The organism is Sporosarcina sp. P1, assembly GCF_002743155.1.
GTDB classification, from domain to species: domain Bacteria; phylum Bacillota; class Bacilli; order Bacillales_A; family Planococcaceae; genus Sporosarcina; species Sporosarcina ureae_B.
The window spans coordinates 126841-148840 of record NZ_PDYS01000003.1; the positions used below are offsets into that span (position 1 = coordinate 126841).

Below are 22000 nucleotides of genomic sequence, written 5' to 3' on the forward strand. Positions count from 1 at the left end.
TTTATTGTTTATAATTATAGATGAATTGGAAATAAAATGAAAGCAGTCCGGTTTAAAATACACGGACAAATGAAAGCGTTTGCAATCTGGGTGTTGGTAGGACGATATACGGCAATGACGGAATGTAAAAGAAGAATGGAGGGTATTGGATATGAATTTTGATTTGACGGATGAACAACAAATGGTGCGCAAGCTCGTTCGCGAGTTTGCGGATGCGGAAGTGGCGCCGGGTGCGGATGAACGCGATCGTACAGGAGAATTTCCAAAAGAGATTTTTGAAAAGTTTTCGGAGCTCGGCTTGATGGGGTTGCCTTTCCCAGAAGAGTACGGCGGTGGCGGAGCGGATACGACAAGTTTTGCTATTGTCACGGAAGAATTGAGCCGTGTCTGCGCATCGACAGGAATTACGTATTCTGCGCATATTTCACTTGGCGGAGCGCCACTTCATTTATTCGGCACACCGGAGCAGAAGGAGAAGTATTTGACACCGATTTGTACGGGTGATTCGTTCGGAGCGTTTGGATTGACGGAGCCCAATGCAGGATCTGATGCGGGTGGTACAGAAACGACAGCTGTTCTTGAAGGTGATGAGTGGGTCATTAACGGTTCGAAATGTTTCATTACGAATGCGAGCTATGCGAAACATCTTGCTGTGACGGCGATTACAGACCGCTCAAAAGGAACGAACGGCATCAGTGCATTTATCGTGCCGACTGATGCACCAGGGTTTACGGTCATTGCAAACTATGAAAAAATGGGACTTCATTCCTCAAACACGACGGAATTGATTTTGGAAAACGTCCGTGTGCCAAAAGAAAATCTGCTTGGCGAAATTGGAAACGGTTACAAACAATTTTTGGCGACGCTTGACGGAGGACGGATCGGCATCGGTGCGATGGCTGTCGGCATAGCGCAGGGAGCGTACGAGAGGTCACTGAATTACGCGCAGGAGCGCAAGCAGTTCGGTAGGAGCATTTCAAACTTCCAGGCGATTCAGTTCAAACTCGCGGATATGGCGATGAATATCGAACTAGCACGTAATATGGTATATAAAGCAGCATGGCTGAAAGATCAAGGCCGCTCATTCAAAAAAGAAGCGGCGTTTGCAAAATTATTCGCTTCTGAAATGTGCATGCGCGTTTGTGATCAAGCAGTGCAGGTTCACGGCGGCTACGGCTATATTAAAGAATACCAAGTTGAGCGTTTCTTCCGCGATGCCAAACTTTTAGAAATCGGTGAAGGCACGTCCGAAGTCCAGCGCATGGTCATTGCGAAACAGATCGGCTGCTGATTTTTAAATGGGTTTTAATGAATTGACAAAGGAGCGATTGAATGGATATTGAACGAGTTTTACAAGTAGCGGCGAATAGTAAACTTATTTATCCTAGTGAAGAAAAGACGCGCTCGACTTCGATCGGCAGCGCAGAAGCTTTTCAAGAACTTCTCCAGCAATCCCAGGAAGATCCGGCTGCGTTTTGGGATCAGCAGGCTCGTGAGCTCGAATGGTATGAACCGTGGACAGAGACGATCAGCGGCACGCTCCCTGATTTCAAGTTTTTCGTTGACGGTGTTACGAATCCGAGCATCAATTTACTCGACCGGCATATACATAACGGCGCCGGTAACCGGACAGCGCTCATTTGGGAAAGTGAGAACGGCGATTCGAAGTTTTACACGTATTCGATGCTTCTTGCGGAAGTGAATCGTTTTTCCAATGTGCTTCGGTCATTCGGTGTAAAAAAAGGCGATTGTGTCGCGATTTATCTGCCGAACTTGGCGGAAGCCGTCATCGCGGTACTCGCGTGTTTCCGCGTCGGGGCGATTTACAACGCAGTCTTTTCGGGCTATTCCGAGCGTTCTTTGTCCGATCGGTTAGCAAGCTTTGAACCAAAAGTCATCATCACAGCGGATGCGACAGTGCGTCGTGGCAAAGAAATCCGCTTGAAAGAAAAAGTCGATCAAGTGGCGCCGTCTACTTCTTCAGTTGAAGCGATCATCGTTGTTAATCGCATGGGCATCAATATCGATATGCAGGAAGGCCGCGATTACTGGTGGCATGAGCTGACGGAAAAAGCGAGCATCCATTGCGAACCGGAGCGCCTTGAAGCAAACGAAAGCGGAATCGTTTTCTATACGAGCGGCACGACGGGCAAGCCAAAAGGGATCGTGCATTCAGGGACGGCATTCGTCGTCCAGAACTATGTCTACGCGAAATACCATCTTGACCATCGAGATGACGACGTATTTTGGTGTACAGCGGATATCGGCTGGTTGACGATGCATATTTGGGGCATCGTCGGATCTCTTGCGAATGGGGTCACGACAGTCGTTTACGAAGGTGCGATTGATTATCCCGAGAAGACACGTTTTTATCAAATCATTGAAAAATATCGTGTCAATAAATTATTTACCGCTCCGACAGCACTGCGTATGTTGAAAAGCATGGGCGAGAAGCCGATCGAGCAGTTTGACTTATCATGTCTTGACGTAATCGCACTTGTCGGCGAGCCATTCGATGCGGAGACGTGGCACTGGACATATGAAGTGCTCGGCAAGAAAAAAGTCTATATTAACAATACGTGGGGGCAGACCGAAACAGCTGGCTCGCCTATTGCAGGAGCAGCATGGTTGACACCGATGAAACCGGGCTCTTCCGGCACGCAGTTTTTAGGTGCGGTGTTCGATGTCGTCAATGAAGCCGGCGAATCCGTGAAAGCCGGGCAGCTCGGCAACTTGATCATTAAAAAGCCATTCCCGATGCTATGTCGGACGATTTGGAGAGAGCCGGAACGCTACTACGGTTCATACTACAGCCAAGTCGACGGCAGCTACTACGCAAGCGATCTCGCGCTGATCGACGAAGACGGCTATATTTGGGTAGTCGGCCGTTCCGACGATGCGTTCAACGTCGCAGGCCACCGTTTGAGCACAATGGAAATGGAAAGCGCCGTGCTTGAATGTGCGGGCGTGGCGGAATGCGCAGTCATTGGGGTGCCGGATGAAATTAAAGGAGAAGTCCCTTTCGTTTTCGTTCGCCTTTCTGAAAATGTAGCAGACGGGCAGGAAGTCGTAGAGCGGATTAAAGAGAACATCGTCCGCCAGATCGGAAAAATCGCCCAGCCAAAAGAAATCGTCATAACCGACTCTCTACCGAAAACGGTGAGCGGAAAAATTATGCGCCGCTTGATTAAAGAAATCGTTACAACAGGCAAGGTAGCAGGTGATGTGACAGGACTTGAAGATCCGTCAACAGTTGCCGAACTTCAGAGCGTCATCGAAGCGAAAACTGTGGGGAAATAAATGAAAAGCGGAGCCGGTCTTTACGCGGACGGCCTCCTCATATCCTAAATTGATGTACATGAAAGCTTGATTACATGAAAAATTGAAAGGGTGAACGTCATGTTTAACAAGATTTTGATTGCGAACCGTGGGGAAATAGCGGCTCGTATCATGCGTACATGCAGAGCGCTCGGCATTAAAACGGTCGGTGTCTATTCGGAAGCGGATGCGGAAGCTGTCCACATCAAGCAAGCAGATGAAGCATATTTGCTCGGTGGACCGCGAGTAACGGAAAGTTATATGAAAATCGATAAAATTCTGGAAGCGGCGCATCAGTCGAAAGCAGAAGCAATCCACCCAGGCTATGGTCTGCTTTCTGAAAATGCCGAATTTGCGCGCCGATGTGAAGAAGAAGGATTCGTATTCATCGGGCCTTCTCCTACTGTTATTTCCGAAATGGGTAGTAAAATTGCGGCACGCGAGGCGATGGAAAAAGCCGGTGTTCCAGTCGTGCCGGGTGTCACTCGTTCGCTTGCAGATGCGGAAGAAGCGATCGAAGCGGCGGAGAGCATCGGTTATCCGGTTATGCTGAAGGCGTCTGCAGGTGGTGGCGGAATCGGTATGCAAGTCGTCTACAGCGCCGACGAAATCAGCAAAGCGTTCGAAGGCAATCAAAAACGAGCGGCTGATTTCTTCGGAGATGGCGCGATGTATATTGAAAAATTTGTTGAAAAGCCGCGCCATATTGAAATCCAGATTTTGGCCGACAATCAAGGAAATACAGTATACTTATGGGAACGCGAATGCTCAATTCAGCGCCGCCACCAAAAAGTCGTGGAAGAAGCGCCGTCTTCCTTCATTTCAGAAGAGACACGAAGAAAAATGGGCGAAGCGGCAGTTAAAGCGGCGAAGTCCATCGGCTATAAAAACGCCGGTACAATTGAGTTTTTAGTCGACGCAGATCAAAACTTCTACTTTCTTGAAATGAATACACGGCTGCAAGTAGAGCACCCGATTACGGAAGAAATTACGGGGCTTGACTTAGTGAAGGAGCAGCTTGATATTGCAGCGGGGAAAACACTTTCATTTACGCAGGAAGACGTCAAACGCGAAGGCCACGCAATTGAGGTGCGGATTTACGCAGAAGATCCGAAAACTTTTTTCCCTTCACCGGGGATAATTACGAAACTGGAGCTGCCTGAAGGACCAGGTATCCGCCATGAATTGGCAGTCCATGGCGAGTCAGTCGTCACACCGTTTTACGACCCGATGATCGCGAAACTAGTCATCAAAGGTAAAGACCGCGACGAAGCGATTGACCGGCTGCAAGAAGCGCTTTCGAATTACCATATCGAAGGCATCAAGACAAATATTCCGATGCTCCGGGAAGTAGCAGCGCATGAAGCATTCCGTTTTGGGGATACGACGACGGAATTTGTGGAAAAATATTTGACGAAGAAGAAAAAACAGAAACAAACGAAATGACTCTGGGAGGAATTTTTATGACAGAAATTACAGCAAGCATGGCAGGAAACGTTTGGAAAGTACTCGTGAAAGCAGGAGACGAAGTAGAAGAAGACCAAGACATCGCCATTTTGGAATCGATGAAAATGGAAATACCGATTGCTACTGATTTTGACGGTGTCGTAAAAGAAGTAAAAGTGAACGAAGGCGAATTCGTCAACGAAGGAGACGTCATCGCAGTCATTGAATAATTTCTGTTGAAGGAGATGAAACGATGAAATGGCCTGAAACGATTACGATTAAAGAAGTCGGGCCGCGCGACGGACTGCAGAACGAAAAAATCTTCATTCCGACAGAAGACAAAATCGTCTGGATTAATGAGCTCTCTAAAAGCGGCCTGACATCGATTGAAGTGACGTCTTTCGTCAATCCGAAATGGATTCCAGCGCTTGCGGACGCAAATGACGTGATGGCGGGCATTAATCGGGAGCCTGGGGTCTCTTACTCGGCACTCGTCCCGAACCGCCAAGGACTTGAACGGGCTTTTGCAGCGGATATCGATGAAGCGGCGGTGTTTATGTCGGCGAGCGAAACGCATAATTTGAAAAATATTAATAAAACGATCGCGGAGACACTACCTGTATTAAAAGAAATTGTCCAAGACGCGAATGCAGCAGGCAAGAAGACGAGAGGCTATGTGTCTACTGTGTTCGGCTGTCCGTATGAAGGCGTGGTAGATATGGAAGCGGTCGTCCGTGTGTCGGAGTCGCTGTTTGACATGGGTATTGACGAATTGTCGCTAGGCGATACGATCGGCGTTGCGAATCCGCGACAAGTCCAAGAAGTACTTGACGTGCTATTGAAACGTTTTCCGGCAGACAAATTGGCGATGCATTTTCATGATACGCACGGGACAGCTTTAGCCAATGTCCTAGCGTCGCTTGATATGGGCATTACGATATTCGATAGTTCGGCTGGCGGGCTCGGCGGCTGTCCCTACGCACCAGGTGCTTCAGGCAACGCGGCGACAGACGATGTATTGTATATGCTGCATGGTATGGGTATTCATACCGGCGTCGATGAAAAGAAAATTTTAGCAGCATCCGCGTTTATTCAAGAAAAAATCGGCAAGGCGCTTCCAAGTAAAAACTTGCAAGCTGCCGGTGCGCATGATAAGTGAAGGACGTGAATGAATGGGTAATAAAGTAGTATTAGAGAAGCGCAGCGACGGAATTGCGGTCATTTTATTGAATCGTCCGGAAGCGGCGAATGCATTATCAGTCGAGATGCTGAACGGGCTCTACGATGCGTTGCTGGAATGTCGCTATGACCGGGAAATCCGCGCTGTAATTATAACCGGTACCGGCGAAAAAGCTTTTTGTGCGGGTGCTGATTTAAAAGAACGCGCAGGAATGAATCTAGTTGATGTACGCAAGACAGTTTCATTAATCCGCCAGACGATTAACAGCGTTGAATCATTGCCACAGCCGGTCATCGCCGCAGTCAACGGCGTTGCGCTCGGCGGCGGGACAGAACTGGCGCTAGCATGCGACATCCGCATTGTAGCAGAGACGGCAAAGTTCGGATTGACGGAAACTTCGCTCGGCATTATTCCGGGAGCCGGCGGTACGCAGCGTCTTCCGAGATTGATCGGCAAAGGACGGGCAAAAGAGCTGATTTTCACAGCGCGTAGAGTTGAAGCGACAGAAGCATTGGAAATCGGGCTGGCTGAATATATGGTGGCGTCTGATCAGTTGATGAATAAAGCGCTTACTGTCGGGAGACAAATCGCAGCGAACGGCCCGCTGGCAGTTACGCAGGCGAAGTTCGCGATCGACCACGGCTATGACGTCGAACTACAGACTGGGCTCGCAATCGAACAGAACGCTTATGAAGTGACAATTCCTTCAAAAGACCGACTCGAAGGACTACAGGCTTTCAAGGAAAAACGCAAGCCTGTATATACTGGCGAATGATGAATGATCATTAGGGAGGCAAGACTATGACAACAGATACGAAATCTTTGCAGCAAGCATTGAATGAAAGAGTAGAGCAGATTGAAAAAGGTGGTGCGCAGAAATACCATGAGAAAAATGCGGAACAAGGGAAAATGTTCGTCCGGGATCGCTTGAAATTATTATTCGATTCAGATCTTGAAATCGAAGACGGCCAATTCGCGAACTGCATGGCGGGCGATCTTCCTGCTGACGGTGTTGTAACAGGAATGGGGAAGATTAACGGCCAAGTTGTTTGCGTCATGGCGAATGATTCCACTATCAAAGCAGGCTCATGGGGCGCACGGACAGTGGAAAAAATTATCCGCATCCAAGAAACTGCTGAAAAATTAAATGTGCCGCTCGTTTATTTAGTCGATTCAGCAGGCGCACGGATTACGGATCAAGTCGAAATGTTCCCGGGTCGTCGCGGTGCAGGTAAAATTTTCTACAACCAAGTAAAATTATCCGGCCGCATTCCGCAAATCTGCGTCTTGTTCGGGCCGTCAGCTGCTGGTGGCGCATATATCCCGGCGTTTTGCGATATCGTCATTATGGTAGACAAAAATGCTTCGATGTACCTTGGCTCACCGCGCATGGCGGAAATGGTCATCGGTGAAAAAGTAACGCTCGAAGAAATGGGCGGAGCGCGCATGCACTGCTCAACTTCGGGATGCGGCGATGTGCTCGCAAAAAGCGAAGAAGACGCAATCACAGCTGCGCGGAGATACTTATCGTATTTCCCGGCAAACTACTCGGAGAAGCCACCTGTACGTGATGCAGTGGCGCCGAAACAGCTGGATAAGGCGCTGGAAGAAATCATTCCAAAAAATGAAAATGCTCCGTTTAATATGCACGACTTGATCAAAGGAATTATCGATGAAGATTCATTTTTCGAGATTAAGAAACTGTTTGCAGGCGAGCTCATTACTGGCCTTGCGCGCATCGACGGAAAAGCAGTCGGTATTATCGCGAACCAACCGCGCGTTAAAGGTGGCGTGCTATTCCACGACTCTGCCGACAAAGCGGCAAAGTTCATCAACCTTTGCGACGCATTCCACATTCCGCTGCTATTCTTAGTCGACGTGCCTGGATTCATGATTGGTACTAAAGTAGAACGCGCAGGCATCATCCGCCACGGGGCGAAAATGATTTCTGCGATGTCAGAAGCGACAGTACCAAAAATTTCCGTCATTGTCCGCAAAGCATACGGCGCAGGGTTATACGCCATGGCAGGCCCGGCATTTGAACCGGACGCGTGTTTAGCACTACCATCCGCTTCCATCGCGGTCATGGGGCCGGACGCAGCGATCAACGCAGTCTACGCAAATAAAATCGCCGCGCTACCTGAAGAAGAGCGTGCAGCTTATATTGAAGAGAAACGCAACGAATACAAAGAAGATATTGATATTTACCATTTAGCTTCCGAAATGATTATTGACGGCATCATCCCGGCAGATTCACTGCGCGTTGAGCTGATTACGCGTTACGAAGCGTATGCGACGAAATATATCCAGTTTACAGACCGTAAGCATCCGGTTTATCCGGTGTGATGGAAGGTGATTGGCTCTTTGTCACCGAGAGAGGCTTTTAATTAAATATTCAAGTGTCTAATTAAGTAAGTTTATATTTCATTGGAATTGGTATACAAAATATACACACACAGTGCGCAAACTATCGCATTTTCTCATGTCCTTTTGGGACGTAATAAAGTGAAATCTAGATACGAATTAAAAAAGCATGGTAACATTGTTAAGTCAATGTCTACCGTGCTTTTTGTATGACACTTCAATTAGTAATGTTAACATGTTAAATCATATGATATAGACATTATTTTGACAGCTAAAGATAGTGTGAAAGATCTCGTTCCATTATTGAAAAAAGAAAGAAAATGCAACGAGTTGTAGTTCTCAATAAAATAAATAAACATGGACTAGTTGCTCTTAAACTAGCAATCGAGTCTTTAGAGAGCCATCTTAATTCATTAGTAAAGCGATTTTACTGGTAAGACAATTTGCGAAATAGTACCCTTTAAGAGTAGTGAGGGATAGAAGGCACACGAGGAAGACATACTACAGACAAATTGAAAATGAGAATGATTGAATATACATAGTGAAACATGTTGTGTATGAAAAAAGAATTGAATAAACAGAAGGAGGAAAAGGATGGGAAGAGTAGTTCACTTTGAAATTCACGTAGACGACATGGAAAGGGCACAAAAGTTTTATGGAGATGTATTCGGATGGACTTTTCAGGACTGGAGTGAGTATGCAGGAATGCCTTATTACGGAACAGTGACTGGTGATAGTGAGCTTGGAGTGGATGGAGCCTTGATGCAACGTCAAGGTCCGCGTCCCGAACGTAACCAACCACTAAATGGCTATGCTTGTACTATGGGAGTCGATGATTATGATTCGACTGAAGTGAAAATTCTTGGTGGCGGAGGTAGTGTTGTCTTACCCAAATACGCGTTGCCAGGAATGGCTTGGCAAGGCTATTATTTGGATGCCGAGGGTAATATTTTTGGACTTCATCAACCAGATAAAAACGCAAAATAATTAGGTTGTTTTGCGGGGAATATGATCTTAAACTACAGAGATGTTTTGTAATGATGTTAATTGGTTTATTTGAAGATCAATGAAATTAGTTTTGATTATTTTAAAGGAGTGATGGAGTATGGCTGTCGATATTTATTTAACGTTTAATGGAAATTGCCGTCAAGCTGTTGAATTTTACACAGAGGTTTTTGAAACAGAAAAACCTGATATTATGACTTTTGGAGATCAATCTCCAAATCCAAAATACCCTCTTCCAGAAGAAGCCAAAAACTTAATTATGCATACGCGTTTAGCTATTGAAGGAAGTACTGTGATGTTTTCAGATACGTTCCCTGGTTCTCCCTTTACGCTGGGCAACAATATAAGCCTAGCTTACCAATGTGACGAAGCGGAAAAGTTAAAAATGATTTACGAAAAACTCAAAGAAGATGGAACAGTTGGGATGGAGCTCCAAGAGACTTTCTGGGCAAAACTTTATGGTAGTGTCACGGATAAATTCGGTGTAATTTGGCAATTGAGTTTAAACAATGAAGACGCAACGTATTAATAGCGATTTATCTGGATGCCAGAAATGAGCGATTTAGAAGATACAATAACAGTTGATCTTAAAGAGCTCGAGCAAGGCTGCGAGATGACATTCACACAATTGATTCATGTGGCTCAAGAAGTGAATTGGACAGAGTCCGAAATCGAAACAGCCCGTAAAGAAATGCATGATGGCAGTGAAGTTGGCTGGAATTATATGTTTATAGGACTTAAGGAATTAGTTGAAACAGGTAAAGTTAGCTACAAAGGATAGTAAATGTCGTTGCAATAGGGAAGCGAAAATAAAGTTTATTTAAAGAAAGGGAAGTTATACATGAAGGACGTAAAACCATTTTTAATGTTTCAAGGCGGTACTGCGGAAGAAGCTATGAAATACTACACTTCACTCATCGAGGACTCAGAAATTAAAAGCATTACGCGATATGGAGTTGAAGGACCTGGTGAAGAAGGTACAGTTATACAAGCAGTGTTTTCTATAAAGGGACAAGAGTTCATGTGCATCGACAGCCATATTGATCATGAGTTTACGTTTACACCATCTTTTTCTATTTATCTAACGTGTGATACTGAAAAAGAAATTGACAGTCTTTATGAAAAAATGATGCAAAACGGTACAGCGCTCATGCCTTTAAATAACTATGGGTTCAGTAAAAAATTCGGATGGCTGAATGATCAGTTCGGTATTTCTTGGCAGTTGAACTTACCAGAGTAATTTAATTGCGAGATAAATTATAATCAGTTGCGAAACTGATAGTATAAACGTTTTATCTAATTTTTATAGCCATACTACTAAACAGTAAAGTACTGACCCCGTTTATTACATATAAATGGGGTCAGCTTTTTTGTTGAAATCATAGTATATGTAAGCTTCTTGAATAAATATCTGGTTTCTGACTTTTTGTCTATGTTGAAAGCTTACAAGAAGTTACCATACATACTTATCAATAAAAGTGGATTGTTTTTCAATGTATATTTATTGATAAACGATAAATTACATGGTAAAGTGTAATTTACACTATAGAAGTTAAGTGAGGTGCTTTTTATGAAACGAGGAACAACACTATTTTTAAAGATAGCCGTCATTTTAATTGGTATTCCAGTTCTTGCTTTGTGTATATTTTTGTTACCGCAGTTAGCAATTGAAGCAAAGGAAGCTACGGAAAGAGGGTGGAATTTTGCTTATGCGGTATATAGTATTTTACTAGTCATCTATATTTCCGTGATTCCATTTTATTTTGCATTGTACCAAACCTTTAAACTACTAAACTTTATTGATGAGAACCAAGCTTTCTCTGAGTTATCTGTTAGGGCTTTAAAGAAAATCAAATACTGTGCGATCATAATTAGCAGCTTATATGTAGTGGCCTTTCCATTCGTTTTTATCATGGCAGAGATAGACGACGCCCCTGGTCTTGTAATAGTTGGAATGATTCCTATTTTTGCTTCCATGGTGATTGCAGTCTTTGCTGCTGTTCTCCATAGGCTTTTAAAAGAAGCGATAGATATAAAAGAGGAAAATGATTTAATAGTCTGAGCAGAGGTGAATGACATGGTGATTATAATCAATATCGATGTGATGTTGGCCAAAAGAAAAATGAGTGTTACAGAACTTTCCGAGCGTGTTGGAATTACAATGGCAAACATTTCAATACTGAAAAATGGAAAGGCGAAAGCGATTCGACTATCGACTTTGGATGCGATTTGTAAGGCTTTAGAGTGTCAGCCAGGCGATATATTAGAATACAAAATGGATGAAGATACTGTAAGTCCAGTAGATTAGAAAAAAAGACATTTCAACTGCAGACGGTTAATTTAACAAGTTATAATAAAAAAGTTTAAAGATATAGAGCATTTCCTATCTCAAGGAAATGCTCTATATATTTGTCTTTAAAAAAAATATATGTAGATAACCGTTGATGTTCATTTTTTGAAACTGTAATTCTAGGTAGAGAAAAAAGGGTAATCGCGATATGATAAGGATAGCTCAAACTTTATTATTCTTAAAATGAAGTTTGTTATTCGTACAGATCAACACGTTGGCAGATGTTAAGGGGGAAATAGTTTGGATATTTATCAGGAATTTTCAGCCCGGCATTTTGGGGCTTATTTAGATTCAGAAGAGTTTTTGGATTATATGTTGCGTCAGTGGTTGCTTAAAGGGCGTCACTTAGATGTTTGTCATGTCATCGACCATCCTTCCTTTACAAAAGTAATGGATGCATGTAGGGAAGATGAACGATACGCATTACTTGTGGAACTATCTGACTTGTATGAAAGTGAGATTACACTAGCGAGTCAATACAATGAAACATTACTAGCGCTAGCTTATGGTGAAGATTTCGATCCGTTTGAGCTGGATCAGGATACAAGGGCAAAAGGGGATTGGCGATACCATCTTTGGTTCTATTTCTTTAATAACGAAGGACATGTCGCGGAATCTTGGCAGCTGTTCAATTCAAAAATATATCCGTTATGCGCAACAATGAATAATACACGTGCTGATCATATGCAGACGCTTGCTAGGTACTTTAATGAACTTAGTGTACTGATGGATAAAACGCGTGATCCGGATATTTTGGAGAGCGTGACGAAAAAGACCATCATGAATCTATACGATCTGTTTTTACAAGTGGTTCATAATGGTACAATGATTGACTTTGCAACAAAGCGAAATTTTTGTGAACGCTTGATTCATATGATGAAATACAAAGAGATGCACAGTATTGGTCTGGAATTCTATATTACATTCAAAGATCTATTTGACTTGAATGATATTCCAACTGTCATTAGCTTGGTGAACCTTTCTAAGTCCGCATTTGATTACCACGCGGTTCATGTTCTGCACGGTGATTTGCAAGCAATTCAATATCGCATCGAAAAATATAAAGGGGATATCGTTTCTCAACTAACGAAGATTTCTGAATACATATTACGAATGAAAAATGTTATTGAAGAGCAACATGGTGGAAAGATTCATGAAGATTCCTTTATACAAGCTGATTTCAATTTTTTCTTTTATGAATGTGGAATTGAAGAAATGTGTACAGCGAAGTTTTCTGAATTACCATTTGAAGATCAAGACGCCATATTAAGAAATTTACTGAACGCAATGATTTGCTTTTATAAAGCGGATAAGACATTAACGTCAGAAGAAGGCAACACAAAAGAACCAGCCTTGAATTTATTGATCGGCTGGGAATTAGGCAATGAAGGCATGAAGTTAAGAAACCGTGTTCTATCTTTGGTACCTACTGTAGGAATCGAATACCGCGAAATTATGATTTCAGATGCCTTGATTCAATTAGATGATTTTCTGACTGAGTTCTACTTAAATGATTTATCTCCAAATGTGGAAGCAATCATACAAAAGTCTGAGCAATATGATCTAGAACCAATCAATTATAAACAGGCATTGACACTGCTGGAAGAGACCTTTACATCACTTCATTCTCATAGTACGCTGATTTTCAGTGAGGAAGAGAAAGAACGCTTTGATAGAGCGGGAAAACAATGGCCTCGTTTGTTGAAATCCAACGAAGTGAAACGACTCTTAACGATTGCTGAAGTGAAATGGCGTGAATTGGAAAATGACTTTCAGCCGGATATTCAACAGTCCAGTCAAAAAGCCACTTTTATTATAGCTGATTATGTAAAGGCAGTGGAAGAGTTCATAGGGCATGTTCTAGTTAGTAATAGAGCAACCAAACAGACGATGCCTTTAATAGATGTAGCGATGCCTGAATCAGGACTAACCTCTGTCGAAGTCGGAAGTGAAGAGTACTACCACTATGTCACGCTTGGTAGTTTCTATCATTATCTTAGCGCAAACGGTACTAGTCTACTGAGAAAAAATGTAGATAAAGTAAAGGTTATTGAGTACCTCACACATTGGGTGAATAGTATTCGTACATCATCGTTCGGTCAAATAGATGAGTTAAAAATCGAAACCGCACAAGTCTTAAGAAGAGAAACTATTGTTTTACTAAGGCGTTTGGTTGCGGACTTGGCAGATTAATCCTCAAGCTACAATCGACCGTTGAAACGTCAAAATGAAAGAACACACAAAACCGCATAGGTTTTGTGTGTTCTATTTATTGTACTTCTAAATAGGCATTTCGGATTGTCAAATATTGACCGTTCGTTATGTCGATAGACGTTTCACCTTCAACTACGTCACTTACGAGAAGATCCATCATATCCTGTCGGCTATTTTTACTAATTTCATAAAAACCTATATCGCTTTGATCATCTGCCAACAAAGTATAAGAGCCAGCGGGGAGATCGGTACCCACTTTGTATTGGCCGTCCTTATATATTCCATTTGCTGGTTTTATACTAGGTGCGGAAGCTGCAGGATACATTTCTCCACCTTTTAATGTAAAATATTCTCCTTCGCGTAATGTTACATAAGTGTGGGAACGTCCATCCAGTGCAACGTTAAATACAATACTTTCGGGATTTCCTGATTGATCTTTTGTATTTTCCAGCAGTGTAATACCGTTAGAGAAAACTAGGTATTCTCCTTGGGCGATGTCGGTTCCTACCTGATACGTACCGTCCGTTATAGGAGTCGTAGTTGACGGGATAGTTTGTTTTTCTGGTTTAGCTGGCTTGGGTATGGTTTTTGATGACTGCGCCGAAGATGCATCTTGACCAGTGGTGGATTGCCCTGTAGACGGTTTCGTCGACTGTTCTTTTATTGGTTTTTCAGGTTCACTTACATCTTTTTCAGTTTCATTTATTTCATGTTGTTCCTTCTTGGGATCTTCTGTGAGTTTAGGTTCATCAGCTTGCACCGTTGATTTGTCTTGTATCAAAGTTTCTGTTAACGCTGGCTTGTCTATTGTAGTTTCTGATGTTTCTTTATTGCTCACAATGGCGATAATTAGCGCTATTAGTAATACGGCTGCACTAGCTCCAGACCACCACAATTGTTTTTTATTCATATAGTATGTAACCTCACTTTTTATATTGTATTTATATGATACCTGATATTCCTTTACATAATCTACCTATTAGCTTTCATGTTATATAGAAAAAATGATTGTTTATTTTCGTTAAGTGGTATATTACTTTCCAATTGACTATTCACGTGCTAAACTACAAGTACAACTTAATAGACTTTGACTTTTTGTCAAAGGGGAGTAGCTATAGGGAAACCTATTTTGCAATCGTCAGTACATGGTTTAATACCATCGGTTGTAATAGCAAAATTTTGCTTAGCGAGACCTTTGCCTTTTATTAGGCAATGGTCTTTTTTTGTTGGCAAAAATCTGAGGAGGACGATGAATGGAAGCAATTTTATTGGAGTATGCATGGGTTTTGTTAGTATTGGTCGTGTTGGAAGGATTATTAGCTGCAGATAATGCAGTAGTTATGGCAGTTATGGTTAAACACTTGCCAAAAATGCAACAAAAGAAAGCTTTGTTCTATGGATTAATCGGAGCATTTGTATTCCGATTCGCAGCGCTTTTCATGATCACATTATTAGTGAATGTATGGCAGATCCAAGCGCTCGGGGCGGCGTACTTACTGTTTATCGCAATCAAACATATTTACGATCAGAAAAAGGTAAAAGAACATTCCATTGAACCGGAAGCGACTAAGGGTTCTGGTTTTTGGATGACCGTATTAAAAGTAGAATTAGCAGATATAGCTTTCGCGGTGGATTCAATGCTTGCTGCAGTGGCGTTGGCCATCACATTGCCTCCATTAGGAGATATGGTGATAGGTGGAATTAACGGAGGTCAGTTTAGCGTCATGTTGGCCGGTGGGTTAGTCGGACTCGTCATTATGCGATTCGCTGCTCATAAGTTCGTCCAGTTGCTAGCTAATTATCCGCAATTAGAGACAACTGCTTTCGTTATTGTCGGATGGGTAGGAGTCAAGTTGACCGTCCTTACATTAGCACATGAAAAATTAGGGTTCTTACCACTTGATTTTCCACATTCAACTGAATGGAAACTGATTTTCTGGGGAGTTTTAGTGGCCATTGTAGTAATAGGTGCTCTAATTAGTATTAAGAAAAAACGAGCACTGGAAGTATAATGTCTAGTTTTTTCCCGGTGGATTAGGTGTTCATTATAAGTAAGCGAATTCTCGATTAAGATAAGAATCTTCCATTAAATAAGATGGGAGATTCTTTTTTGTGATATTCTGTATAGTATAGTTATATATCATCCAATATAAAAATATTAATATTATGTAAAAAAGTGTAGGCAATATAATCGAAAGGGGTTTCCTCTTACTATTGATGACATTCAAATTCCAAGAACATTTACCCCGAGTACCGATTCCTAAGCTCGTAGATACAAAACATAAACTGCTAGAAGCGATTGAAGCATTAGTTAGTGAAGATGAATTCAAAGAGACAAAGAAAATAATTCAACAGTTTTTTGAAGAAAGCGGGGAAGCGCAAATACTTCAAGAAAAGCTTCAGATTTGGCAAGAAGATTTTGCAGGCAGTTGGCTAAAACCTTTTTGGGATAATGTATATCTGGCATCTCGCGACCCGTTACATACAAGCAGTAATTTTAATATTTTACTCGACAATCAACAGTATCAAGTACTGACAATAGCAGAGTTAGCTGGCAAAGTGAGTCGCTTCGTAGCGGAGTTTTATCATTCGATCATGGATGAAAAAGCCGCACCTGAAATAATTCGGGGTATTCCGCTCGACATGAGCCAATACCCTAACATCTTCCGATCAGTTCGAATTCCTAAAGTTCACCGGGATAGACATTACGTCGCGGAATATTCGAAAGTAGAGAATCATATTAGCCTGTTGACTAATGGCAACATCTACTCAATTCCTGTAACCAATCAACGAGGTATGATTTATTCCAGTGAGGCATTATCTAATGTAATTGAAGAGATCCTCTCATTAAACGAACTGAAAGGAAATAATGTAGGGATATTCACTACTGCAATTAGAAATAAATCAGCGGATATTTATCGCCAACTTTCAGTAACTAAAGTCAATGCTGAAAGTTTGCAAAGCATAGCGAATTCACTAGTTGTACTATCTATAGATAAAGAAAGTGCAAATTCTGATGAAGCGATACAAAATCTATTACTGAGCGGCAAAAATAAATACTTTGATAAGACATTGCAAATCGTCATTACTAAAGCGGGTGAGCTAGGTTACTGTGTGGAGCATTCGGCAGTGGATGGAACTACGATTTTTGCGGTAATACAATATGTACAAGATCAGCTCACTTCAACTAATATGGAAAGCATGGAAACAGAAGAGCTTCCAAAAGCGAAAAGGCTAGACTGGCTACTCTCGGCTGAGTTACTGGAAGAGCTCCGTACTTTGGAAATAGAAAATAAAAAAACCATTCAAAATTATTTTATTCAAGTACAAAACTTTGATGCGTTTGGTATCGATGAAATAAAACAACTTGGATTCAGTCCGGATTCATTTTTCCATATGGCGCTACAAGTAGCCCAATATAGGACTTTTTCTACGATGCACAGCACATATGAAGCGGTGTCGATGCGTTCTTTCAAGGAAGGAAGAACCGAATGCATACGTCCTTCATGTACGGAAAACTTAACATTGGCTAAAGCGATAGTAGAGGAACAACTAGAACCTCGGCTAGTATATCGATTAATGCAAAATGCAAGTACTGCACATTCCGTTCGTTTAAATAAAGCACGAAAAGGGTTTGGTGTGGAAAGACATCTATTTGGATTACAACAAATTTTTTTCATGTTTGGAGATGAACTTGGGATTGAAAAAACACCTGCACTATTTTCTGATCCCGGCTATTTAAAGATGCATCATGATTTTATTTCCACTAGTAATATGACACATCCACAAGTCAAAAGTTGTGTGTTTGGACCAGTAGTAGAAGATGGCTATGGAATTTTTTATGTCTTATTGAAGAATCGATTGATAGTAAACTTTTCCAGTTTTAGCCGTGATGAAGAGGATACCAAGCTTCTTGCAAGAAATCTTGATGGAGCGCTGAAAGAACTGAGAGATATCGCATTAGCTGTCAAGTAAGGCATGTATACTGGAGAGTGAAATAATGAAAGCTTTAGAATTATATTTAGCGGAAAATTTCTCTGGGATTGAACTGGCTCCTGCTCTATTTTACGAAACTAAAAGCGCTATACGCTTTGAAATTTCAGCATCTATTGCATTTGATGAACCAGATTTTTTAAAACAAGCATTCCATCGCTCCAGTACTTTATTCGAAGCGGTATTTGAAGACGAAGATGAAATTATACTAGTCACAGATGTTCATACAACCAATCATTTTCTACGTAAAAAACCGTTGAATGTCTATTCCAAGTATGTAAAACGAAAACAATTGCTATATACATTACGATTTTCTACGATTCCTAATTTCCATGGTGATGAGGAAGAAAAGCTTGTAACGCATCGTTTTTCACTTTCTTGTAAGAGACAGGATATTCGATATAAACAATTGCTGAAAGCGATTTGTTACGAAGATTTCGACAGTCCCACAACAATTTTAAAACAGAATTCTGGAAGTGGTTATGATATATTTTTTATTAATCAATCAAAGAATATTATTTATCACCTATATGACGATCGCGGGTGTGATATCATAGCGTCTGATAGGGAGTCCATTCGCTTTCTCTATGAACAATATACTGACTGGATTCTTGATTATGATAAGCAGGAAGTGGATAAAGACTTTTCGTTACACAATGAAAGCTAAACTCTATTCCCAGAAGGATAGAGTTTAGCTTCTAGTTTAAGAAAAGAAATCAGCAATTTGGTTGAATTAATGGTATACTTGCCAAGTATAATTTACAGGCGAGTAGGTGAAAGATGTGATAGAAGTAAAACTTTCTCCAATTGGCGAAGGGGAATTCAATAGGGGCGTATTCGCGAAATGCGATATCAAAAAAGGGCAGCTGTTACACGAGGCGCCAGTGATTTCCTATCCAAATGAACAACATCAACATATTGAAAAAACCGTTCTAGCTGACTATGCTTTCGAATATGGAGAAAACCATACGGCTGTCCTGCTTGGCTACGGAATGTTATTTAATCATTCCTATGAACCAAATGCGACCTATGATATTAATTTTGATCATCATACATTTGATTTCTTTGCATACAAAGATATTAAAGCTGGAGAAGAGATTTTGATCAACTATAATGGCGATGTTGACGATGAAGAGCAATTATGGTTTAATGACGATTATGATGGTACAGCTAACGATTAATCATAAGCATGAGAACACTTTGAATCAGCATATGGATCGAAGTGTTTCTCATTTCTATCATGTCCTAGTAGCTCAGCTGGATAGAGCAACGCCCTCCTAAGGCGTAGGTCGGGGGTTCGAATCCCTTCTGGGACGTAACAGAGTGAAAACGGAACTCAATTAAAATAAAACGAATGATTGTAAACGTTGAAGTGAAACGTTTACAATCATTCGTTTTTTAGTGTGTATTATAAGATTAATTTGTTTTCAAACTCTCATCAAGAGGAATAGCTGCAATCACAGTGGCGGTTTCTTTCTTCTGTGGAATCATCATGACTAGTAACAGAATTACAACGAAGAAACCAGCCACTGTGTATGATAGATTTTGAACAGCTTCAGTTGCTCCTTGTCCGAGAGCTGTTGATATTAGATCTTCAAATTTTATACCTAACGTAGTTAGTTCAGTAGCTAAGGCTTCACTAATTGTTGCGCCATTTGTAACGGCAGCCTGTTCTACTGCACCCATTAACTCTGGGGATACGCCAGCATCTGTTGCTTGTTGTACTAAAGATGAGGTTTTTGCATTGCTATTAAAATGAGAGAACATTACTATACCTGTTGTGGAACCAAGTGGAGCTCCAAAATCCCGGACAATAGCCAATAACCCAGAACCGGATCCATATTTTGTAGAAGGTATATTTTGTAAAGCGAATTTGATAATAATGGCCGTCGCGGCACCGATACCGAAAAACGCTGCTATCAACAGGATTGTAGAAATAGGTGTAAATGCATCGATTCTTGTAAATAAAATCATTGCGACTAATGGGAATGTGAAAGTAGCAATTAATAGCTTTTTGTTGTTCAATTTATCGGCCAACTTACCTACAATTAAACCACCAATTACTGCTGCACCAGAGTTGAACATGAAAAATAATCCACTATGAGCAACATCACCGTCAGGACGCAAAGTGAGGAAGAAGCTCATTGAATATAGCAACAATTGCATAGCAGCTGTATAAATTAAATAAATCAAAATGATTATTGCAAAAGCTTTCTTCTTTAATAAAGATAATTCTATAATGGGGTTTGCAATTCGGTTGCTATATATCCAGAGAAGGAAAATAGTTAGCAGACCCGCTCCTAAAGTAATGAGTGTAATTGGAGACGTAAATCCAAACTGTCCAACTAGTGTAGAGACAGATAAAATAGTCCCCGCAATAATAAACAGCATCATACTGCCTAAGTAATCTAATTTACCTGTTACAACACCTTTTGACTCTTTAACGAAGATTAAAATAACAATAAAACCAAGTGTAGCTAAGCCGCCACTAACCCAATAAATGACGGGCCAACCATAAACTTTGATTAAAAACCCAGCAAGTCCTGCGCCTAACATAGCACCAATCGCTTGGACAGAGTTGAAAACTCCAGATGCCATCCCCCGTTTATCCTCTTGGAAGATTACACCGATAAATGCAATGACGATCGGGAAAATACAAGCTACACCAACGCCTTGGAACATTCTAGCTACAATTAAAAAAGAAAACGTTGGGCTAACCGCTGCAGCAAATTCAGAAATTGCGAAAATGAGCATGCCTATTAGTAGTACTTTTTTACGTCCATATTTATCTGCCAACCTGCCCGTTATTGGATAGAGGGTAGCCGACATAATATAAAACGATAAAACAATAAGGCCTGCTAAATGAGAAGGGATTTGAAAATGCATAGAAATAACAGGTACAGCAGGTGCTTGGAAAGCCATAGCTTCAACTGCAATAAAGGCACTAAATACTAATGCGAGATATTGTATCCATTGTTCTTTTGTTGTCTTACTTGCTTTAGTTACAGTTACGTCCATTTTACTTCCCCCAATATTTTTTTTGTATAAGCGTAGTTCTAACAATAAACAGAAACATAATCCATGTGTTGTAAACGCTTTCATTATTTCGTTTAACTGCTAGCGCTATTCCTTTCTCCTATTGCGATATTCGCAATAGATATTTTCGAAAAATGGATATTAATAAATTATAGAGGGCGAAAACTAGAAACACAATCACTAGTTTTCCTTTAAATGGCGGAAATACAACAGATTCTTCTTATATGTCTGGAAAGTTTTTTATAAAGGATGAATGACTGTAACAGTGTTGGAAATAGAAAAGAAATATCCGACCTGAAAACCTATAAGTCAGAAGTACTCTCTTTTATATAAGTAGCCAGTGGATTTGAAATAATAACTTTAATAAATTCGTTTGAAATATATTCTGGAGAATATTTTTGTTCTCGATCTACTAACCAATAATGAACAAAACTGATAAATGTAGATGATAAATAATTGGCATACAAGCCAACATGTACATCTAATTTCGTTTCAGTTTCGGGTAGTTTTTTTATATGCGACAAAGAGTATTTATACAATCGTGCATATAACTCTGGCGTAAAACGGGGAACTTTTGTTGTAAGAAGTAAAACTTTAAAGTAATTAGAATTGATATATATATAAGTGAACATGGCTTCTATTGTAAAGCGATATGGAAAACTATCGACGTTTTTATCCTCAACCGATGTGTGTTGAAAAGTATCAATCAATCCTTGAATCAACTCGTCTATTAAACAATCAATAAAGTCTTCTTTATCTTGAAAATGTGCATAAAAAGTCGAACGATTTACATCGGAACGATCTACTATATCTGTTATTGTAATAAGGGATAGATCCTTTTCGTTAAGAAGTGAAATTAGGGAATCTTTCATAACTTTTTTGGTTCTCACAACTCGCCTGTCTACTTTTTTCTTTTGCATATGCAATCCCTCCACTAATTGAATTATACCCCATAAACCAAGCCTAAGAAACCCATCAATCAATCAATCAAATCAGCCTGCTCATAGACTTTTCGGTAACACTACTCTGAAAGTTTGGAAAATTCAGTATTGCCATATAAGCAATTGTATATTACTATATAAGCAATGCAATGG

At 41.0% G+C, this 22000-nt stretch carries 21 protein-coding genes and 1 tRNA gene; 19 read left to right on the forward strand and 3 right to left on the reverse strand.

Annotated elements, in window-relative coordinates:
- The first annotated feature begins 151 nt into the window (after nucleotides 1–151).
- The 14 genes from CSV73_RS05450 to CSV73_RS05515 all read left to right on the forward strand — a co-directional run bounded on the left by CSV73_RS05450 (nucleotide 152) and on the right by CSV73_RS05515 (nucleotide 13856).
- On the forward strand, nucleotides 152–1291 hold the full coding sequence (locus tag CSV73_RS05450) for an acyl-CoA dehydrogenase (RefSeq protein ID WP_085131116.1): 1140 nt from the start codon (nucleotides 152–154) through the stop codon (nucleotides 1289–1291).
- A gap of 41 nt (nucleotides 1292–1332) precedes the next feature.
- The gene (locus CSV73_RS05455) at nucleotides 1333–3300 is read left to right on the forward strand and encodes an acetate--CoA ligase (RefSeq protein WP_085131115.1); all 1968 of its coding nucleotides are present in this window, start codon (nucleotides 1333–1335) and stop codon (nucleotides 3298–3300) included.
- Between the two features lie 99 nt (nucleotides 3301–3399).
- Nucleotides 3400–4764 (forward strand): acetyl-CoA carboxylase biotin carboxylase subunit, encoded by a 1365-nt coding sequence (locus CSV73_RS05460; protein ID WP_085131114.1) that lies wholly within the window; start codon nucleotides 3400–3402, stop codon nucleotides 4762–4764.
- Between the two features lie 17 nt (nucleotides 4765–4781).
- On the forward strand, nucleotides 4782–4994 hold the full coding sequence (locus CSV73_RS05465) for an acetyl-CoA carboxylase biotin carboxyl carrier protein subunit (RefSeq protein WP_232319192.1): 213 nt from the start codon (nucleotides 4782–4784) through the stop codon (nucleotides 4992–4994).
- 23 nt (nucleotides 4995–5017) lie between these two features.
- Entirely contained in the window at nucleotides 5018–5923 is a 906-nt protein-coding gene (locus CSV73_RS05470) for a hydroxymethylglutaryl-CoA lyase (protein ID WP_085131112.1), read from the forward strand.
- Nucleotides 5924–5936: 13 nt separating this feature from the next.
- Nucleotides 5937–6719: an enoyl-CoA hydratase gene (locus CSV73_RS05475; protein WP_085131111.1), complete on the forward strand. Its 783-nt coding sequence runs from the start codon at nucleotides 5937–5939 to the stop codon at nucleotides 6717–6719.
- A 26-nt stretch (nucleotides 6720–6745) separates the two neighbouring features.
- Complete coding sequence (locus CSV73_RS05480) at nucleotides 6746–8290, forward strand: acyl-CoA carboxylase subunit beta (protein WP_085131110.1); 1545 nt, start codon at nucleotides 6746–6748, stop codon at nucleotides 8288–8290.
- Between the two features lie 612 nt (nucleotides 8291–8902).
- Nucleotides 8903–9295, forward strand: a complete 393-nt coding sequence (locus CSV73_RS05485; protein WP_085131109.1) for a VOC family protein — start codon at nucleotides 8903–8905, stop codon at nucleotides 9293–9295.
- A gap of 118 nt (nucleotides 9296–9413) precedes the next feature.
- Nucleotides 9414–9842, forward strand: coding sequence for a VOC family protein (locus tag CSV73_RS05490; protein WP_085131108.1), 429 nt, complete (start codon nucleotides 9414–9416; stop codon nucleotides 9840–9842).
- Nucleotides 9843–9866: 24 nt separating this feature from the next.
- A complete protein-coding gene (locus CSV73_RS05495; RefSeq protein WP_085131107.1) occupies nucleotides 9867–10094 on the forward strand; it encodes an SRPBCC family protein in 228 nt (75 codons plus the stop codon).
- 60 nt (nucleotides 10095–10154) lie between these two features.
- Nucleotides 10155–10553, forward strand: a complete 399-nt coding sequence (locus CSV73_RS05500; RefSeq protein ID WP_085131106.1) for a VOC family protein — start codon at nucleotides 10155–10157, stop codon at nucleotides 10551–10553.
- Nucleotides 10554–10883: 330 nt separating this feature from the next.
- Nucleotides 10884–11375, forward strand: coding sequence for a DUF2975 domain-containing protein (locus CSV73_RS05505; protein ID WP_085131105.1), 492 nt, complete (start codon nucleotides 10884–10886; stop codon nucleotides 11373–11375).
- 15 nt (nucleotides 11376–11390) lie between these two features.
- Complete coding sequence (locus tag CSV73_RS05510; protein WP_083032017.1) at nucleotides 11391–11621, forward strand: helix-turn-helix domain-containing protein; 231 nt, start codon at nucleotides 11391–11393, stop codon at nucleotides 11619–11621.
- Between the two features lie 282 nt (nucleotides 11622–11903).
- Entirely contained in the window at nucleotides 11904–13856 is a 1953-nt protein-coding gene (locus tag CSV73_RS05515) for a hypothetical protein (protein ID WP_085131104.1), read from the forward strand.
- Nucleotides 13857–13932: 76 nt separating this feature from the next.
- Here CSV73_RS05515 and CSV73_RS05520 read toward each other — a convergent pair whose 3' ends face one another.
- A complete protein-coding gene (locus CSV73_RS05520) occupies nucleotides 13933–14787 on the reverse strand; it encodes a hypothetical protein (protein ID WP_085131103.1) in 855 nt (284 codons plus the stop codon).
- Nucleotides 14788–15130: 343 nt separating this feature from the next.
- Between CSV73_RS05520 and CSV73_RS05525 the strand changes: the two genes are divergently transcribed.
- From CSV73_RS05525 to CSV73_RS05545, 5 genes are all read left to right on the forward strand, one after another.
- Complete coding sequence (locus tag CSV73_RS05525) at nucleotides 15131–15889, forward strand: TerC family protein (RefSeq protein WP_085131102.1); 759 nt, start codon at nucleotides 15131–15133, stop codon at nucleotides 15887–15889.
- Between the two features lie 205 nt (nucleotides 15890–16094).
- Complete coding sequence (locus CSV73_RS05530; protein WP_099626811.1) at nucleotides 16095–17852, forward strand: choline/carnitine O-acyltransferase; 1758 nt, start codon at nucleotides 16095–16097, stop codon at nucleotides 17850–17852.
- Between the two features lie 25 nt (nucleotides 17853–17877).
- Complete coding sequence (locus CSV73_RS05535; RefSeq protein ID WP_085131100.1) at nucleotides 17878–18537, forward strand: DUF3885 domain-containing protein; 660 nt, start codon at nucleotides 17878–17880, stop codon at nucleotides 18535–18537.
- 115 nt (nucleotides 18538–18652) lie between these two features.
- Nucleotides 18653–19051: an SET domain-containing protein gene (locus tag CSV73_RS05540; RefSeq protein ID WP_085131099.1), complete on the forward strand. Its 399-nt coding sequence runs from the start codon at nucleotides 18653–18655 to the stop codon at nucleotides 19049–19051.
- Between the two features lie 61 nt (nucleotides 19052–19112).
- Nucleotides 19113–19186, forward strand: a tRNA-Arg gene (locus CSV73_RS05545).
- Between the two features lie 100 nt (nucleotides 19187–19286).
- Here the strand turns inward: CSV73_RS05545 and CSV73_RS05550 are convergent.
- Both CSV73_RS05550 and CSV73_RS05555 read right to left on the reverse strand, forming a co-directional pair.
- Entirely contained in the window at nucleotides 19287–20888 is a 1602-nt protein-coding gene (locus CSV73_RS05550; protein ID WP_158232284.1) for an MFS transporter, read from the reverse strand.
- Between the two features lie 320 nt (nucleotides 20889–21208).
- Entirely contained in the window at nucleotides 21209–21826 is a 618-nt protein-coding gene (locus tag CSV73_RS05555; RefSeq protein WP_085131097.1) for a TetR/AcrR family transcriptional regulator, read from the reverse strand.
- Nucleotides 21827–22000: the final 174 nt, after the last annotated feature.

What these genes read in the sequence shown, in the direction of transcription:
- CSV73_RS05450 (WP_085131116.1), top strand. Translation starts at nt 152, where the DNA reads ATGAATTTTGATTTGACGGATGAACAACAAATGGTGCGCAAGCTCGTT.
- CSV73_RS05455 (WP_085131115.1), top strand. Translation starts at nt 1,333, where the DNA reads ATGGATATTGAACGAGTTTTACAAGTAGCGGCGAATAGTAAACTTATT.
- CSV73_RS05460 (WP_085131114.1), top strand. Translation starts at nt 3,400, where the DNA reads ATGTTTAACAAGATTTTGATTGCGAACCGTGGGGAAATAGCGGCTCGT.
- CSV73_RS05465 (WP_232319192.1), top strand. Translation starts at nt 4,782, where the DNA reads ATGACAGAAATTACAGCAAGCATGGCAGGAAACGTTTGGAAAGTACTC.
- CSV73_RS05470 (WP_085131112.1), top strand. Translation starts at nt 5,018, where the DNA reads ATGAAATGGCCTGAAACGATTACGATTAAAGAAGTCGGGCCGCGCGAC.
- CSV73_RS05475 (WP_085131111.1), top strand. Translation starts at nt 5,937, where the DNA reads ATGGGTAATAAAGTAGTATTAGAGAAGCGCAGCGACGGAATTGCGGTC.
- CSV73_RS05480 (WP_085131110.1), top strand. Translation starts at nt 6,746, where the DNA reads ATGACAACAGATACGAAATCTTTGCAGCAAGCATTGAATGAAAGAGTA.
- CSV73_RS05485 (WP_085131109.1), top strand. Translation starts at nt 8,903, where the DNA reads ATGGGAAGAGTAGTTCACTTTGAAATTCACGTAGACGACATGGAAAGG.
- CSV73_RS05490 (WP_085131108.1), top strand. Translation starts at nt 9,414, where the DNA reads ATGGCTGTCGATATTTATTTAACGTTTAATGGAAATTGCCGTCAAGCT.
- CSV73_RS05495 (WP_085131107.1), top strand. Translation starts at nt 9,867, where the DNA reads ATGAGCGATTTAGAAGATACAATAACAGTTGATCTTAAAGAGCTCGAG.
- CSV73_RS05500 (WP_085131106.1), top strand. Translation starts at nt 10,155, where the DNA reads ATGAAGGACGTAAAACCATTTTTAATGTTTCAAGGCGGTACTGCGGAA.
- CSV73_RS05505 (WP_085131105.1), top strand. Translation starts at nt 10,884, where the DNA reads ATGAAACGAGGAACAACACTATTTTTAAAGATAGCCGTCATTTTAATT.
- CSV73_RS05510 (WP_083032017.1), top strand. Translation starts at nt 11,391, where the DNA reads ATGGTGATTATAATCAATATCGATGTGATGTTGGCCAAAAGAAAAATG.
- CSV73_RS05520 (WP_085131103.1), bottom strand. Translation starts at nt 14,787, where the DNA reads ATGAATAAAAAACAATTGTGGTGGTCTGGAGCTAGTGCAGCCGTATTA.
- CSV73_RS05525 (WP_085131102.1), top strand. Translation starts at nt 15,131, where the DNA reads ATGGAAGCAATTTTATTGGAGTATGCATGGGTTTTGTTAGTATTGGTC.
- CSV73_RS05530 (WP_099626811.1), top strand. Translation starts at nt 16,095, where the DNA reads ATGACATTCAAATTCCAAGAACATTTACCCCGAGTACCGATTCCTAAG.
- CSV73_RS05535 (WP_085131100.1), top strand. Translation starts at nt 17,878, where the DNA reads ATGAAAGCTTTAGAATTATATTTAGCGGAAAATTTCTCTGGGATTGAA.
- CSV73_RS05550 (WP_158232284.1), bottom strand. Translation starts at nt 20,888, where the DNA reads ATGGACGTAACTGTAACTAAAGCAAGTAAGACAACAAAAGAACAATGG.
- CSV73_RS05555 (WP_085131097.1), bottom strand. Translation starts at nt 21,826, where the DNA reads ATGCAAAAGAAAAAAGTAGACAGGCGAGTTGTGAGAACCAAAAAAGTT.